Source organism: Bacillus lumedeiriae (genome assembly GCF_044891285.1).
In the GTDB taxonomy this organism is placed as follows: Bacteria; Bacillota; Bacilli; order Bacillales; family Domibacillaceae; genus Pseudobacillus; species Pseudobacillus lumedeiriae.
In genome coordinates this window covers 1-16,502 of record NZ_JAUIYO010000013.1, presented here as the reverse complement: position 1 = coordinate 16,502, position 16,502 = coordinate 1, and the positions used below count along the sequence as shown (strand labels likewise).

Annotated in this window: 13 protein-coding genes; 6 read left to right on the top strand and 7 right to left on the bottom strand. The window is 41.3% G+C overall.

Annotated features, from left to right (window positions below; translation table 11 throughout):
- Window positions 1–89: 89 nt before the first annotated feature.
- The gene (locus tag QYG89_RS13440) at window positions 90–1,514 is read right to left on the bottom strand and encodes an S-layer homology domain-containing protein (RefSeq protein WP_404318154.1); all 1,425 of its coding nucleotides are present in this window, start codon (window positions 1,512–1,514) and stop codon (window positions 90–92) included.
- Between the two features lie 273 nt (window positions 1,515–1,787).
- Between QYG89_RS13440 and QYG89_RS13435 the strand changes: the two genes are divergently transcribed.
- Window positions 1,788–2,720, top strand: a complete 933-nt coding sequence (locus tag QYG89_RS13435; protein ID WP_404318152.1) for an LCP family glycopolymer transferase — start codon at window positions 1,788–1,790, stop codon at window positions 2,718–2,720.
- 39 nt (window positions 2,721–2,759) lie between these two features.
- On the opposite strand, the gene QYG89_RS13430 is transcribed toward QYG89_RS13435, so the two are convergent.
- Window positions 2,760–3,293 carry a shikimate kinase gene (locus QYG89_RS13430; protein WP_404318245.1) on the bottom strand — a complete coding sequence of 178 codons (534 nt, stop codon included), beginning with the start codon at window positions 3,291–3,293 and terminating at the stop codon, window positions 2,760–2,762.
- Window positions 3,294–3,469: 176 nt separating this feature from the next.
- Here QYG89_RS13430 and QYG89_RS13425 point away from each other — a divergent pair, with 176 nt between their 5' ends.
- Window positions 3,470–4,432 carry a 2-hydroxyacid dehydrogenase gene (locus QYG89_RS13425; RefSeq protein ID WP_404318151.1) on the top strand — a complete coding sequence of 321 codons (963 nt, stop codon included), beginning with the start codon at window positions 3,470–3,472 and terminating at the stop codon, window positions 4,430–4,432.
- A gap of 114 nt (window positions 4,433–4,546) precedes the next feature.
- Here the strand turns inward: QYG89_RS13425 and QYG89_RS13420 are convergent, their stop codons facing one another.
- Both QYG89_RS13420 and QYG89_RS13415 read right to left on the bottom strand, forming a co-directional pair.
- Entirely contained in the window at window positions 4,547–5,524 is a 978-nt protein-coding gene (locus QYG89_RS13420; RefSeq protein WP_404318149.1) for an N-acetylmuramoyl-L-alanine amidase, read from the bottom strand.
- Window positions 5,525–5,536: 12 nt separating this feature from the next.
- On the bottom strand, window positions 5,537–6,628 hold the full coding sequence (locus QYG89_RS13415) for a YARHG domain-containing protein (RefSeq protein WP_404318147.1): 1,092 nt from the start codon (window positions 6,626–6,628) through the stop codon (window positions 5,537–5,539).
- A 425-nt stretch (window positions 6,629–7,053) separates the two neighbouring features.
- Between QYG89_RS13415 and QYG89_RS13410 the strand changes: the two genes are divergently transcribed.
- On the top strand, window positions 7,054–8,442 hold the full coding sequence (locus QYG89_RS13410) for an O-antigen ligase family protein (protein WP_404318145.1): 1,389 nt from the start codon (window positions 7,054–7,056) through the stop codon (window positions 8,440–8,442).
- A gap of 135 nt (window positions 8,443–8,577) precedes the next feature.
- A complete protein-coding gene (locus tag QYG89_RS13405; protein WP_404318143.1) occupies window positions 8,578–9,387 on the top strand; it encodes a YihY/virulence factor BrkB family protein in 810 nt (269 codons plus the stop codon).
- 405 nt (window positions 9,388–9,792) lie between these two features.
- Here the strand turns inward: QYG89_RS13405 and QYG89_RS13400 are convergent, their stop codons facing one another.
- From QYG89_RS13400 to QYG89_RS13390, 3 genes are all read right to left on the bottom strand, one after another.
- On the bottom strand, window positions 9,793–10,782 hold the full coding sequence (locus QYG89_RS13400) for an S-layer homology domain-containing protein (RefSeq protein WP_404318140.1): 990 nt from the start codon (window positions 10,780–10,782) through the stop codon (window positions 9,793–9,795).
- Between the two features lie 350 nt (window positions 10,783–11,132).
- Complete coding sequence (locus QYG89_RS13395; protein WP_404318138.1) at window positions 11,133–12,803, bottom strand: zinc ribbon domain-containing protein; 1,671 nt, start codon at window positions 12,801–12,803, stop codon at window positions 11,133–11,135.
- A 24-nt stretch (window positions 12,804–12,827) separates the two neighbouring features.
- Window positions 12,828–13,316 carry a zinc ribbon domain-containing protein gene (locus QYG89_RS13390; RefSeq protein WP_404318136.1) on the bottom strand — a complete coding sequence of 163 codons (489 nt, stop codon included), beginning with the start codon at window positions 13,314–13,316 and terminating at the stop codon, window positions 12,828–12,830.
- 145 nt (window positions 13,317–13,461) lie between these two features.
- On the opposite strand from QYG89_RS13390, the gene QYG89_RS13385 reads away from it, so the two are divergent.
- Together QYG89_RS13385 and nagZ are read left to right on the top strand one after the other, a co-directional pair.
- Window positions 13,462–14,850, top strand: coding sequence for a zinc ribbon domain-containing protein (locus QYG89_RS13385; protein ID WP_404318134.1), 1,389 nt, complete (start codon window positions 13,462–13,464; stop codon window positions 14,848–14,850).
- Window positions 14,850–16,154: a beta-N-acetylhexosaminidase gene (nagZ, locus tag QYG89_RS13380; protein ID WP_404318131.1), complete on the top strand. Its 1,305-nt coding sequence runs from the start codon at window positions 14,850–14,852 to the stop codon at window positions 16,152–16,154. The genes QYG89_RS13385 and nagZ overlap by 1 nt, the downstream gene beginning before the upstream one ends.
- Window positions 16,155–16,502: the final 348 nt, after the last annotated feature.

Here is a 16,502-nt window from a genome sequence, read left to right as displayed (position 1 = left end):
ATGTGTGGGTTTTTGTACCTGGTGTTGTCATGGAATTCCCTAGACGATCATTGTCACCTTGATAGTCGTAAACAGCCCGTTATACTTATTTATTTTTTGAAATAAAAATTGGACCGTTCTTCCAGGGGTGGTGTCGAAAGTTTACTAAAAGGCAGTTCACTTGGTTCGTGAGGGTTTTTTTGATAAAGATAGAAGCTTTCCTGAGAACTTGTTGTCATGATGGTTCCCTCTACAGTGGAAAGGATCTGTGTTCCATATGTTTCAAGACGCTGTCTAATCTCTGCCGCTGCATTGTCTGTGCTGTGATCGGTTGACAAAACAGCGATAAGCGGGTCAACCGCTTCGATAAATGCTTGGGAAGTTCCGCGCTTTGATACTTTTAAAATATCGGCTTGGATGTCGGATGTAGACATGAGCTGATTTTCTACAGATGTCCCAATTTCGGAAGCGAATAAATAGCTGATATCCCCATAGGTCATATGGATGACGATTGACCCGTCGTCGCCCGCTGAGGACCGGCTGTCGGCATGAAGGACGGTCACATTTACTTGATCATCAGGGGAGAGACGGCTGCCTGTATGTACTTCTTTTAACTTCAGCTTTTTTGCTTTTGCTGCCTCGCTATATTCTTTGTATTCTTTCGTTACACCCGGCATGCCAGAATCAAAGATTTTTTCGACATTCATTTCATGGATCACGTAGTCGGCACCGCCGATGTGTTCATCACCTGGATGGGTGGCGACAAAAATATCTATTGTGTTGACTTCAAGTGAAGCTAACTCTCGTCGAATCGCTTCTTCTGAAGGACCGGCATCAATGAGCATCGTTTGTCCATTTGGAAATTCAATGAAAACAGCATCTCCTTGACCGACATTTAAAAAGTTGACGGTGAAATCAGACACTTTGTTGCCAGGAATGAACGCAGGATTCAGTGCGCGGGCCATAAAGGCTGCAAACTGGTCTCTTCGCAGTATTAGGTTAGGCTTGTATGTATGGTCTTCATAGCCAGAGGCAATTCCAGCAGCTGTTAACTTTTTAATGTAGGGATAGGCCGTCACTAACGGAGTGACATCAGAAAAATGAACGTCTTCTTCTGTTGTCAGGTCAAATGCTTTCGACAATAAAATGGCCATTTGCCCCCGTGTGACAAATTCATTAGGCCGGAAAGTACCATCTGGAAAGCCAGACACAATGCCTTTTTCTACAGCGGATGCGATATAACCGGAGGCCATATTGCCGGCATTCACATCTTTAAATTGGGTGTTTCTTTTTTGTCCGTCTAGGTTGAGTGCCTTGCCGATAATAATGGCCGCAGCGGCACGGGTTACTTCTTGGCCAGGTTTAAATTTTCCATTTGGAAAGCCGCTGATTACTCCATTTCCCGCTAAAAAAAGAATTTCCTGATAAAATCGATTTGTTGTTGTCACATCAGTAAATTGAGCCGCTTTAGCAGGTGGTGTAAGCAAACTGAAGCTTAATATAAAAGAGAAAAACATAATAAACGCTTTCTTCAACTAAGTCACTTCCGATCTTGTTAATATTCGTCGAACGATAGTATTAATATAAAATATTTTCCAAGAAAAAAATAGGTAAATAGTGTGAAAGTTTTGTGTGGTCATCCTTTAGAACTGCCGATTATTAGGTGTTATTACTTATTGGAGATATAAATCAAGTGAAGATAAGCAGATTTTGTCATTATAAAATATATGTATAGGAGTCTTCATGGTATAATAAAAAACGGTAGTTAAATGGAAAGGTAAAGTTTAAATTTAAAGGGAGACTACGGAATGGAAAGAACGAGAAGAACGAGAAAGAAAAAAGGAAAAAAGAAAATCATACTCATTATCGTTTTATTGTTGTTAGCTATCGCGGCGGCTTTTGCATTTAATGTGTACTCTTCTCTCAATAAGGCGCTTCATGGCATGTTGAATGATTCAGTACTTGAAAAATCAGAAAAACGTACAGAAGATGTTTCATTGAAGGATAAGGAGCCCTTCACTGTACTTTTGTTAGGGGTAGACGAGCGTAAAGGTGATAAGGGGCGTTCGGATACAATGATCTTAATGTCGGTCAATGGACAAGAAAACTCTGCTGAAATGCTCAGTATCCCGCGTGACACGCGTGTGGAGATTGTCGGCAAAGGTACGGAAGATAAAATTAATCACGCGTATGCCTTTGGCGGTGTGAATATGGCTGCAAAAACAGTGGAAGAATTCTTAGATGTTCCCGTGGATTATTATATAGAAATGAACATGGATGGGTTTAAAGATATTGTAGATGCAGTCGGCGGGGTGACGGTTAACAGCACATTTGCTTTCTCTTATGAAGGAGCAGACTTTCCGAAAGGAACACTGGACTTAAATGGAGAAGAAGCGTTGAAATACTCCCGCATGAGATATGAAGATCCGCAAGGTGACTTTGGCCGGCAGGCACGTCAGCGGCAAGTCATCCAAGGTGTTCTTGAAAAAGGAGCCAGCGTTCAGTCTATCTGGAAATATGATGATATTCTAGACGCGATATCGAAAAACGTGCAAACGAATCTTTCAGTGGATGAAATAAAATCGATCCAGAAAAACTACGCTGATGCCAGAAGAAACATTAGACAAGAACAAGTAAAAGGTGAGGGTCAAAAAATCGGCGGTGTTTACTACTATATTGTTCCAGATGAAGAAAGAGCCCGTTTATCTGCTATCTTCAAAAAGCATTTGAATATGGAATAACGATTGAAAAGAGCCAGGCCCCTTGAGGCCCGGCTTTTTTTAAAGTTTTAGTAAAGCGATAATGCCATCGGCAATATCTTCTTCGGTTTTCGAGTCAACGGTAACTGTGTGGTGATTTAAAGAATAGGCTTCTTGTCTTTTGTAAAAAAGCTCTTCAATTTCTTTTAAATCCTTGTCTCGAAGAATGGGGCGGTCTTCGATCAGTAAATCGAGTCTTTCCTTCCACTGTTCCCATGACATATCCAAATAGAGAACGGTACAGTTAGCTAAACAAACGTCACGGATTTCCGGCTGCATAAAAGCGCCGCCGCCCAAAGAGATCACTTTCAATTTTTGTTCGCAAAATGAACGAACCGTCTTTTTTTCCATTTCTCGAAATGCCTGCTCACCATATGATGCAAAGATTTCATTAATAGACATTCCATGTTCTTTTTCGATTTCTTCATCAATATCAATGAAAGGCCGCTGCAGCTTTTGAGCAACGAGTGAGCCGATCGTTGTTTTCCCCACACCCATAAAGCCAATGAATACAATGCTTTTTTCTTTTATCGACATTTGTACATTACTCAAGATATACACTCTTTCTACTTATTGTTTTGTTTCAGTATAGTACAGGGGAAGGACTGGCGTAAATATTTTTTAGAATGTTTAAAAAATAAGCGGGCAAACTTGAAGACGGTGTTGTTATGAGGGACAATCAATAAGGAATAAAAAGTTATTTAACGGTGCTGAGAAGGGGATAGAGGAATATGAAGCCAAATGTGATTGTTTACAGAAAGTTTGATGAGCGTGTAGTGGATTTTGTCAGGGAAACGTGCGAAGTGGTGTATTTTAAAGAATTGAATGAGGGGAATAAGAAAGAGTTTCTAGAGGAGTTAAAGACGGCTCAGGGGCTGCTCGGTTCGGGGCTTGTGATTGATCATGAGTTACTGGACCATGCTCCAAAGCTTCAAGTTGTGAGCAATGCTTCGGTTGGATATGACAACTTTGATATTCCATTGTTGAAAGAGCGGGGAATTGTGGCGACGAATACACCTGGTGTGTTAAATGAAACGGTAGCGGATACGGTTCTTGGGTTAATGTTAGCCGCTGCCCGCCGTATTCCAGAACTGGATCGTTTCGTCAAAGAGGGGAAATGGTCATCTAGTCTTCGTGAGGAGAAATTCGGTACAGATGTCCATCATAAAGTGCTTGGGATTATTGGCATGGGGGGTGTCGGAACAGCTGTGGCTAAACGGGCGCACCTTGGTTTTAATATGCCGATTCTGTATCATAACCGTTCACGGAATGAAGAGGCAGAGGGAATGTATAAAGCGGTATACTGCACACTAGATGACCTGCTTGCCCAGTCTGATTATGTATGCCTGCTGGCCCCCCTTAATGCGCAGACGGAAAAAATGATCGGCAAACGTGAATTTGCGCTCATGAAAAAAACGAGTATTTTTATTAACGCAGCGCGCGGCAAAGTCATTGACGAAGAGGCTTTAATTGATGTGCTCCAAAGGCAGGAGATCCGAGCTGCCGGCCTTGATGTCTTTTCACGGGAGCCTGTGGAATCAGACAATCCGCTGCTTTCGATGGATAACGTCGTTACTTTACCGCATATTGGCTCAGCTACTCCTGAAACCCGTTTGGAAATGGCACAGCTTGCAGCCCAAAACCTTGTCGCGGGCTTGAGCGGAAAAATACCCCCGAACATCATTCATCATTGAGAAATAATCAAGATTGACTAAAAAGCGTCCGCCCTCTCTAATCATATCTATCTATCGTTTTCTCATTCATTGCAGAGAAAGATATGAGTTAGAGTGGTCTGACGCTTTGTTTTTTTACTGAGAAGCGGCCTTGTCTGCGTATTGTTCAATGCCTTCTGCCAGTAAGGTCATTAAATTTGTTAAGTAAGCATCATCGGATAGTTTTTGATCTTCCTGTGCATTTGTCATAAATCCTATTTCCGGAAGAATAACGGGTACACGTGACCAATTGAAGCCTGACATATCACTTCTGAAAAAAATGCCGTTTTGATGAAGCGGCACTTCTGCAGAGACGATGGAAAGCACTGACTGGGCCGCCGTGTAGCTTTTATCATAGATAGGCTGCGTATACGGATTTTCTTTGGAAGGAACTAGGATAGAAAATCCGCTTACAGCAGCGCTTTCTGCTCCGTCTGCATGAATGCGAACGAATAAGTCAGCGTTATGATTGTTAGCTATCTCGGCCCGTTCTCGATTACTGATGTTCACGTTATGAGACGTACGTGTCATAATCACTTGAAAGCCTTTTTTTTCCAACTGAGCTTTAAGTAAATTGGATGCTTCAAGGGTAAGAACGTACTCAGGTTTCTTTGTTGTTATACCGCTTGTTCCACCTGTTACTTTATACTTTGTTTCCTTGGCGCCAGGGCCGATCGGTTCTTGTTCAAGATTAGCTTTTTCTTGGTGGCCGGGATCAATAACGACAAGAAAAGGCTTGTTGTTTGCTTGGACTGCAGGCGGCTCTGCCGATGCGTCAGGCTTCACTTCTTGTTTTTCCGTTTTCTCTTTTTCGGTATGGATCACTCGTTCTAGATTCTCTGTTTTTTCAAGCTCCTTTGTACTTTGAGGTATCTCTGTTTCTGCTTCTTTCGATTTTTCTAAATTGGATACTGTTTTTTTCTCTAGTTCTGGCGGTTTCGCCTTGATGTGATCTTCTGCTTTTTCTGAAGTCAAGCTGTTTAAAAGCCCCTGTTCTGATTGTGAGTCCATTTTTAACAGCAGGAACGAAAGAAAGCAGGCAATCAACACTGCGGCGATGGACAATCGTTTCATTAGATAAATCTCCTATTCAAATGACTTGATAAAATCGACATTGCTTTTTTCCACAGCGCTTAAGCTGCTTTCCCTAAAGCTTGGATTCGGACTGTACCAAGCCTGACTGTTGAAATAATTTCGTAAATCTTTAGATTTGAAAACGTATCCGTGCCGGGCGAAGATTTCATTTCTTGCCAGCCGTAACTCGTTTTGGGAAAAACCAGCTAAATCGTCGTATGTCAAATAAGCATAGTCGCTGTGTGGAATAATGTAGTATGAATAAGTAGCTGCTGGTACGGATGCAGTCTTTGGAGCTACTTCTCTAATGACTTCTTTCACTACTGTTTTTTCCTTCACTTCTTCTTTCTTTTCTTCCTCTTTTTGTTTTTCAGGATCACCTGTTTGTAAAGTAGCTATTTTTTCTGTTTTCGTTCCAGATAGTTCAAGGGTGATTTCATCTTCTTTTGTGCCATCCTCGGCCTTTCTCATTCCTTTAACTGTATAGGCCCCTACTAAAAATGGCCCGAATTCCTGAACTTCTCCAGCTTCATCCAACACACTGATCTCGTGATCGTTTAAATAAACAGTTGTTTCTCCGCCGGTGCTGTCCAATTTGATGAAGTAACCCGGTGTATCCACGACATGCCGATCAAAGATTCCGTAATGTTTTCCATCTTCACGCAAATAAAACAAGTGATTGCTCAACCCTTCGTTGCGAAGAGAGTCCTCGATTTCTTGAACAAGTGACGGTTCTTTATCAATAAGGGCGAATAAAGCATCTAAACTTTGATCATTCACTTTGAGGCGTGAGTCAGAAGGGACAATTAATTCCTTCAAAGCTGTTTTATTTTTTGTTGTAAGGGCAGTATGAAATTGATCAACCACTGCTTCCTCGCTGTATTTTTTTGCGATCATTTGATAACTAGTGAACAAACCGATCGCTGCAATTGCAGCAAGGGCTAGAATAATAGGTGTCCTTTTCCTTGGCGGCTGATCTTTCTTTATGTTTGTTTCTTCGCGGCTTGCTTTTCGCGATGACTGAGTGGGGAGGGAAGTGCCGCACTCAGAGCAAAAAGTATTGCTGTCTTCGTTTGTGTAACCGCAAGCATCACACTTTTTCATTGTTTTCTCCTCCAATTGACATAATACATTCATACTACTAAACTCCGTAAAATCTTACAATTATATGTTTAAAATAGAAAAAAATTCTTGCGTAAGAAAGGTATGGAGGGGAACTGAAGGAGATTAGATGTGAGGGGAGAAAATGCTATTCTAAAGATGTTTCAAAGCCGTAAAAAGTTGTCATGTAAAATAGATAGTATGGAAGGAAAAAAGATGATAGAATACAATGGCGGTATGTTGCCAAATGGTTATATTTAATCAAGAGTTAACTGCTTTTTGTGATATAATGGAAAAGGTTTATTTTATACATATATTTGCTAATGTATTGCAGTATGCTGATCAATCGAAATACTGTCGGGGATGACAGCTGTAGTCCGTACCGATTGTTATAAAAGGAAATTGAAAGGGAAGAGGAACAGATCAACATGTTGAATCAGAAGACACTTTTGCTGCTGCTCGTATTTTTGATTTTGCAGCCGGTTATTGATGTACTGACCACGGCATCTCTCATGATTTTTAACGTAAATATTACGGTTGGCGTGATCGTCCGCGTTCTATACATGGCGGCGATTTTAGTCTTGTTATTAAAACTGGCTTTTTCTAGCAGGCTTGCTAGAAAATATGTGCTTTATTTAATTGGATTAGCTGTTGTAATTGGAATAAATATCGCGGTCAATATGAACTTAAAGGATCCCTATTTCTTATTTAAAGAATTAAAGTTCTATAATAAAGTGATCTACTTTCCAATCTTGTTTTTAGGCTTTAATATGCTATATTTGCAGATGAAAAAAAACCGCTCGCCATTTATGGAGAAAACGACAATTTACTTCTTGTACTCCTCGCTTATTATTAGTGCTGTATTCATCGTGTCCTTTTTAACCGGCACGAGCTTGTCGAATTATTCTCATACGAAAGTAGGTTTTTCTGGCTGGTTCTTTGCTGGAAATGAAATTGGCGCAATTATGGCTATTATTTTACCGATAACTGTTGTATATGCGATTGAAAAAACAGAATCGATCAAAACAAGCTATTATTGGATTCCATTCGTTCTTTTATCGGTCTCGATGCTGTTTCTCGGCACGAAAGTGGGGTACGGTGGAATTGTGATTGTGCTGGCCGCTGCATGTATTTCCCTTTTGATTATTTATTTAGCGAAAGAGCGGACGAAAAAAACACGGGCGAATATGCTTATGGCGATTTTTCTGCTTGCCGCTTTAGCTTTATCTACTCCGTTTACGCCTGTCTTTAACAACATGTATGCACATGCCAACGCATTGGGAATTGAGGTTCAAAAGGAAAAGCCACAAGTAGAAGTACAGGAAACACCGCAGGAAGATGGGGAAGAGATCATTGAAGAAGAACAAAAGGTTACTGAAGCGCAAATTCAGAATCTTGTCTTTAGCAGCCGGGAAAAGTATTTAGCTGATTTTAAACAAGACTTTATGGACGCTCCTGTTCTTCAAAAGCTATTTGGAACAGGGTTTGCCGGAAACTATGAGATGCCTTTGCCGGGAAAAGAACCGAAAATGATCGAAATGGATTTTTATGATATTTTCTTCTCTTTAGGCATCGTTGGCTTCTTATATTTTATAGCACCGTTTGTATATTACGTCATTCGTTTCTTAGTGTATTTTGTCGCTCGTATTAAGGAAACGTTTACGATCCCATATGTCATGTATGGTGTTGGCTTTATTTTAGCGGCCGGTATTGGGGCGACAGCGGGACATGTGTTAACTGCACCGGCTGTCTCCATCTACGTCGCTGCTATTATGTCTATGCTGATGGTTCATGGTCACATTGTTGATGAAGATTAAGCTGAAAAGGAAAAATAAAAAGAGGAGGATGGCCAACAAGGGCCATCCTCCTCTTTTTATTTTGGGGAAGGAATTTGCTAAGAGGCGGACAGTTGTTTATGATGTTGACAAAGAGGCAGGAAAGATGGTGAATATATGCGTTATGTGAGGTTTGTGCAGCGAGTGGCTGGCCGCTTTTTTGCTGAGCAATTCTTTGATCAGGCCGCTCAGACGGCTTATTATTTACTGTTGTCGGTTGTGCCTTTTCTCATTTTCATGATTTCGCTAGTGAGTTTTTTTCCTGTTGCAGAAGAAGATATCTTAAGTGTGATCCGTCCTTATGCGCCTGACAATGCGTATAACCTTATCCATGAAAACGTGGAAGATGTTCTTCAAAAAGGGAAGGGACACCTTGCTTCCATTAGTTTTTTCTCTACATTTTGGCTGTCTTCCATGGCTATTCAGTCACTTGTTCGTTCGCTAAATGAAGCTTACCGGATCAAGCGTCGTCTTTCTTTTTTGAAGGGGGTCGTAAGGGATTTAGGAATTACATTAATTTTTATGTTTCTCGTACCGCTTTCTTTGCTCATTCCGATAGGTGAACGTCTGCTGCATATGTTAGTATCGACAGAAGTCATTGGTTCTATTGAAATAGCTGCTCCATTTGTGGCAACGTGGACGTGGATTAAATGGGGGCTCGGAACGTTATTTCTGTTTGGCTTTTTTATTTTATTTTATAAAATTTTGCCGAGTGGAAAACAAGCGGTGCGATCTGTCATTCCAGGGGCTATTTTCGCTGCGGTCAGCTGGCAGGTCATGTCTGTCATCTTTAGTGAATACGCCGGTGCGGTGAGCTATACTCGCATTTACGGCCAGCTTGCTGGGATCATCATTCTCACGCTTTGGTTTTATTTCACAGCTGTCGTCCTTTTAGTTGGCGGGTTGATCAACGCTGAGCGGAAATAAAATAAGCAAGCGGAGCGCTCCTAAAAGTATCACTTTTTAGGAGCGCTCCTTTTTGTATAGTTTTTTAAACTGGTCCGTGGATTTTCATTTCAGGCGCTTCGCTTTCCATGGTGCAAACAGTGAGCCTTCCCCCTCGGGAATCTTCGCGTCTTCCACTACAATCAGCTCAGTGAAAAATCATCGTTTCAACTTTGTTAAAAAATAGGTGTATAAACCGCCATGGCTTTTCCTTTTAGTCTTCTGGCGCAAAAGGAAAAGGCGCAAACAGTATCCGTTTCTCTATGCAGACCCAAAAACAGTGCCAAGAAGTTCGGGGGAGAAATAATATTCAAAAGCTTAATTTAAAGAAAAAAGCTGACCCTAAAAGTCGTTTTTTTCACGACCTTTTGGATCAGCCTCGTTTTTTTAGTTATAGTAGTTCCATGAGTGTTCGTAGCCAAGGTAGGAATTGTTTAGCTGGCTTAAGCTTACTCTGTTTTTGATTTCGCTGGATGAGAAGTAAAGAGCCACTGCTTTTTTCTGATTTGCGCCAATAGAGATGTTTTTATATTCTCTCGTTGAGCTTGTTTGAGCGACAAGTGTGCTGCCGGTATAAAGAGAATATCTTCCCTTAATGTTGAAAGCTGTTTGCCGAGTGTTGTTGTACATGATTAAATTTAATTTTAAGCGGCCATCTGGCTCGTATTGTGCGCTTTGGATATCTACTTGAACACCGGTGCGGAAACGATTCTCAAGGGCACGAGCGATGAACACAGAAAATTCTGTTCGATTTAGAACTTTATTTGGCATAAAGTATCCGTTGCTTCCCCCTGCAATGCCAGCGCTGCCGAGTGTTGTTATATATTTGTAGAATGGATCGCTGCTCTGGACATCTTTGAAAGAAACAAGATAGGAGTACTTAAAACCAAAGCCTTCTGTAATGATTTTTGCCATGTGTGAACGTTTTAATGTGCCATTTGGATTAAAGTAGTTCGCCTTGCTGAAGACTCCGCGCTGAGTCAAAGCGGCAATCGCACGATAGGAAGGGCGGTTAACCGATATGTCTTTAAACCCAGGGTTCGGTGCAGATTCATTTTCTATGCCTAGGGCTCTCGCTAGAATCATAGCCGCATGTTCGCGTTTTACCGCGTCATTAATACCAAACTTCCCATTTGTATAACCCGAAATAATGCCGTTTTGGACAAGATAATCGATTTCGTCCTTCGCCCAGAAGTTGCTCGGTATGTCACTGAACGTTGCTGATTTTACTGCGTTTGCTGCTTTCGTGTTATGTTTAAAATCTGCAGTCCCTTCAGAGCTGTCTTGTCCGATCGCAGCTGATGCTGTGGCTGCAGAGGGTACTAAAAGAGCGAATGACAATAAAAAGACCAACAAAGATTTTCCTGCTTTTTTCACTTTATCCACCCCATCTGTAATCATATTCTATTTAATTTTAATTGGTCGCATACATATTTTAACAAACGAGTATTTTTTTTGATACAAACTTTCGGAAAATGAGCGGATAACACTAGAATAAGAGAGGGAATTAGTGAGATAAGGAGGATAAAAGACTTGTTTTGATTGAGAGATTGATCAAGAATGAAAAAATAATGCCTAAATACCTAATTAAATATTCATAAGAGGGTGGATAGGCTGATAGGGTCATTTCGGCTCATTTCTCTCAAGTTAAAGAGGGAATGAGCCGAAAGTCAACATGGTTCTATGCAAAAGCTACGTCAATAAGATGAGATGCATTGTCTTAATAATCAGCTTCTCTTTTTTTGCGATGAAAATTTGTAAAGCCAGCTCCCTGCAAAGGAAAGGGTGCCCGCCATAAGGAAACTTAACAGGAGTACGCGGATTGAGCTGACGGCAATCGTGTAATTGAGTGCTTGTTGTTGGGTGTCGAAGTCTCCTTCTGCTGTGACGCTGCCGCTCAAGAAAGTGCCGCTTGCTGCAGCAAGGACAGCGGTGAACACGCTATAAACAAGAGAGAATATAACGAACGTCTGCCAATTCGTCTGTTTCAACTTTGCCAGCGAATAACCAGCCCATAAAAGAAAAGCAATTGGAATAAGAATAGCAGATTTTAAATATAGTCCGATATTGTTCATATCAAAGAAAACATCTAAATTCTGAGTCATTCCTCCAAAACTATCTTGGAAGCCTCCAAAAATTGCATAATGTATTTCTATATCTGAGCCAATACTATCGAGGTTCATTTTGAAAGCCAGCGGCGTAAAATGAAGCATGCTGTACACTAAGGCTCCCAACTGTGTGCCGATGAAAGCGGCAAACGACCACGTCTTTTCAAGCAGCTCACTTGAAAGAGGCAGATCCATCATATAGGAAAGGTCGAGGACGTTTTCTTTCCATTCATTTAATTTCGTGCCGATGATCACAATGAAAATAATAGCTAGAAGAACGAAACTGCGAATAAAAGCAGAGAAACCTTGATGAGCAGCTTCCCCATAAGGGATCAGCTGTTCCAAATGCTTCGTTATATGGCGGTAATCTAAACTAAACAGCATGCCGGATAAGCTTGCAAAGACACCTATCAAAGCAGCTTTTATGAAAGCGGCAAGGAAGAAATAAGACGTGTTGATCGAAGCTTTGAAGAGATCACCGCCCTCGCTGACTTTCAAATCATAGGAAAAGCCGCTGAAAAAAGAAAAAACACATAGGAAAATTCCATAAATCGCACCGATACTTACGGCGGCTGTTAAAAAATGCGAAAAAGATTGATCGTTCATATAACGGCGGTAAAGAATACCTGCAACAAATAGAGAAGTGAATGGGAGAAGCAAAAGAATGATAGAAGATGAGTCGATCTTCAGTTTGCCGTTAAAGCTGCCCTCATCATAACCCAGCACTCCCTCGGCGTTTATCGTGTACGTAGGAGGGACGAGATGAGATACCATCGCTACGTCAGTGAAGCCAAACAGATGCCCAGGAGCCTTGATCTCTGCTCCTGTTTCTTCAGCAATGGTTTCTGCCATTTCTTTCGGTGACATTTCGAATACTTCTTCGAATAAGGAATCATAGTATTGATTCATGGAAGAGGAAACGAAAAAACTTAATATAATCATGAGAAGAAAGGCGGCAACTGCCGGAAGTAATGCTTTTTGAAATCTATCTTTCGTAAAATTTGTAAAAAATGAGGAAAGCGAAAACGAATAATTTTTTGCTGGAACGACAACCGATTCAATAGCAGCTGCCGCCGATTCCTTTTTAGCAAGTGAAAATAACGTATGACCGCAGGCGCCACAATAATTTTCCCGACTGGAAGTTCCTTCGCCGCATAAGGGGCAAAAGTTTGTTTCTTTATTCACTACTTGAAGCCTGTTTAATGAAGAAGAGCCGGTAAGGGAAGTACCATCCCGGTAACAATAGTTACTTTCTTCTGAATTGGCGGCTCCGCATGTTTTACAATACATTCATCGAATCTCCTTTCATGAGCCTCATACTGTTTTTATCCCGCAGCAAATGCAAAATAAGGAAGAGGTTGGAATTTGTTCTTCGCAATGTACACACACCTTTGTTTCTATTGCTGTCTCTTCTGCAGGGAAGTCTATTTTTGTCCCGCAGCTGCCGCAAAACTTATCATCAGGGGTAACAGAACTTTCGCAGTTCGGGCACGCTTGAGAATGAATGGATTGGGCATTTGCCGCGGCGATCAGCTGCCGGGCTTGATAAATCTTGTGATCGAGAGCAGTGAGAGAGGCAGCTTTTTGCTCCCAGTCATCCAAATGAATTTCTTGGCTACGCAGCTTTTTGTATACATCTTCACCAAGCTGCAAGAGAATTTGGTTTCTTTCTAAACTTGTTTCTTGGATCAGTCTTTTATACTGGCTGATCTCCTGGGCGCTTTGAATTTTTTGTTTGCCTGTCTGCAAACTTCCTTGGATTTTATTCAAACCGCTGCCGATTTTTGTTTGTAAATCGTTCACAACTTTCACTCCTTTAAACAATATACCTACAAATTTACCATATTCATAAAAAAATAGTGATATTTTCATATATATTTTTGTATAATGTTGTCAATATATGCGATTTTAGATAGGAGAAAAAGGAAAGAAAGAGGGAGAAATTGTGGTGCATTGTAAAAGTTGCGGAGAAGAGTTAAAGGCGGGCCAGTCCTTTTGTACGAATTGTGGACATACAATCGAACAATCTTTGAAAGAACAGAATTCTCCGACTTATAAAGAACCGATCAGCAAACGGAAAAAAGGGTGGATAGCGGCCGTGCTCCTATTGATTGTTGTGGCGTTTGCTGGATGGAAATTAGCAGTAAGTATGAACAATCCGTTAAAAGTAGTTAAAGAGTTTGAAAAAGCAATAGATGAAAATAATGCTGAGCAGTTAGCGGCGCTGTTGAACAGCGGTCAGGAAGAGATGAAAGTAGATGAAGCGGCTGCTGCGCAGTTGATCAAATTCTATCAAGATGATCCTGCTGCCCTGGCGGAAACAAAAGACAATCTTAGAGTTGAAGCAAAGAATATGAGAGATGAAGAGGTTATCATTAGGGAAGGAGAGGGGGAACTCACCTTAATAGAGACAGCAAAAGCATGGGGGATGATTCCGAAATACGGCCTGAGTTTTCAGCCGATTTATTTTAAAGTGTCAGCTAATCAAGAAAATGCGGCATTAAAAGTTGATGGCCGTGATGAAGGAAAGCTAGAAGAAGGAAAAGAAAAGACGCTCGGTCCTTTTTTGCCTATACCTCATGAATTAAAAGCATCCTTTAAAGGAGAATACGCACTCGTCGAGGATCAAGAGGATGTTGATCCGCGCGAGGCAGAGGATCACAAAATTAAGGTGGAATTTGACTTGAGCGGACCTACTGTGCAGTTATATTCTAATTATGAGGATGCCGTTGTGTTCATTAATGGAAAAACGACGAATAAAACAGTGGGAGAGTTTGAGGAGATCGGCCCTGTTCCAGTGGATGGTTCACTGAAAATTCATGCAGAAGTGAAAGAAAAAGGACAGCTGCTAAAAAGTGAAATGGTCGCTGTCACAGAAGACGAGGTTAACGGCGGCGTAGAACTGCAGCTGGATGACTCTGTGATTAGGGAAGCGGAAGAACGGGCAGCTGCCGCTTTAGCTAAAAAAGAAGCGGAATGGGCGGAAGAAGCCGCAAGTATTGAGAATGTTATTTATGACCATTATGCCAGTATCACGTATAGGGACCTGCCCAGTGCTTACGATATGTTCAGTTCCAACCGCAAGTCCAAAGTCAGTTACACGAAATGGGCAGAAGGGTTTACTCACACGATTGAAAGTGTCGTTTCCTATGTAAATGTGGAAGAGGTCAGTGGAAATAAAGCAGTTGCCTCGTTCGAGATGATTTCTCGGGATACGCAAAGCAACGGCAGAGAGCTTGTACAAACATGGAACGGGAAGTGGAATCTTGTTAAAGAAGGCTCTAGTTGGGCACTGAATGTACCTGAAATTACTAAAACGAAGGCTGTGATTGAATAATGAAAAAAAAGTACCGCCTGCTTTTGTTTGGTGCCATCCTGCTTTTTCTCGCTGTTCTTGTTGTACAGTTAAATACTCGAAACGGTGAAGGGCGGGTGGAAGAAACAGCAGCGCCTGTCAAGGTCTCACCTGAACAAGATGCATTTGTGAAGAAAGTAGTGACACACGAAACAGCCGAGTTAAAAGAGATTGAACAGGAATCGGATGTAAAAGTGAAAGCGGAAAAAATTACAAAGGCTATGACTGTTGAAGAAAAAGTTGGCCAGGTTATGATGGTGGGTTTTCATGGGACAGAGCCAAGCACAGAAATAAAAGATTTAATTCAGAATAAACAAATCGGGGGTATTATTTATTTCGACCGCAATATGACCTCGGCTAGTCAGACAGCCAGACTCTCTAACGCCCTTCAGCAGCTAGCAGCATCCCCTTTTAATGTCCCGCTCATGACAGCGATTGATCAGGAGGGCGGAGACATTTTGCGAATGCGCGAAAAGGTGTCGCCGATCCCATCACAGCAACAGCTTGGACAAATAGCGAGTGCTGCAGAAGTATATAATGTGGCAGAAGTGAACGGCAAAGAACTTAATTCGATGGGCATTCATATTAACTTTGCTCCGGTGCTTGATTTATCGGATACAGATACGCGTTCCTTTGGGAAAGATCCGAAAAAAACATATGAGTACGGAGCGAAAGTGATCGAAGGGCTAAATCATGCTGGTGTGACTGGGGCATTGAAGCATTTTCCAGGACATGGGCGCAGTAATGTGGATCCGCATGTGGAAACGTCTTCTGTCGAAGCGAATCAGCTGGATTTAGAAAGCTCTGATTTGTATCCATTTGCTCAAATGATTAAAGAAAAAGAGAACAGCCAGTTTTTTGTTATGGTAACCCACGTAAAATATCCTGCTTATGACAAAGAAAAGCCAGCGAGTTTATCACCGGTAATTATGAAACAGCTGCTTCGGGAGAAACTTGGATATGAAGGGATCGTCGTAACAGATGATCTTGAAATGGGCGCAGTGAATAAATACTATTCATATGAAGATATGGGAAGAGAAGCGATGCAAGCAGGTGCGGATTTATTGCTCGTCTGCCATGAGTATGAACATCAGCTGGAGGTCTATAATGGTCTTGTGAAAGCTGTGAAAACTGGTGAGATACCGATTGAGCGATTGAATGAAGCTGTTGAACGAGTCATCTTCTATAAGCTTGCAAACATTGAGCATATAGAAGCAGATCCTGAGAAAGCAGAGGCTGTTGTAAAGAGTGCAGAACATGTCCAAGTCATCCAATCGATCAATTAAATAACAACAAAAAGGTGTGGGGAATCTCTGCACCTTTTTGTTGTTGTTCGTTTTAGGAAGTTTCACTTTAGAAAACATCATTGACTTTATATTTCAGGGCATGTTATATTGTTATTCCACTGCTGAAAACGGCGGTTGTAAAAAAACAATTAAAAAAGTTGTTGACTTTTAATCTCGTTAAATGTTATGATATTATTTGTCGCCGCTAAGAACGGCAGATGAAATTGATCTTTGAAAACTGAACAAAATACATGCCAGTAAGTTAATTCTTATTTAAAACAATTGAGCAAGTCAAACATCTTTTTGGAGAGTTTGATCCTGGCTCAGGACGAACGCTGGCGGCGTGCC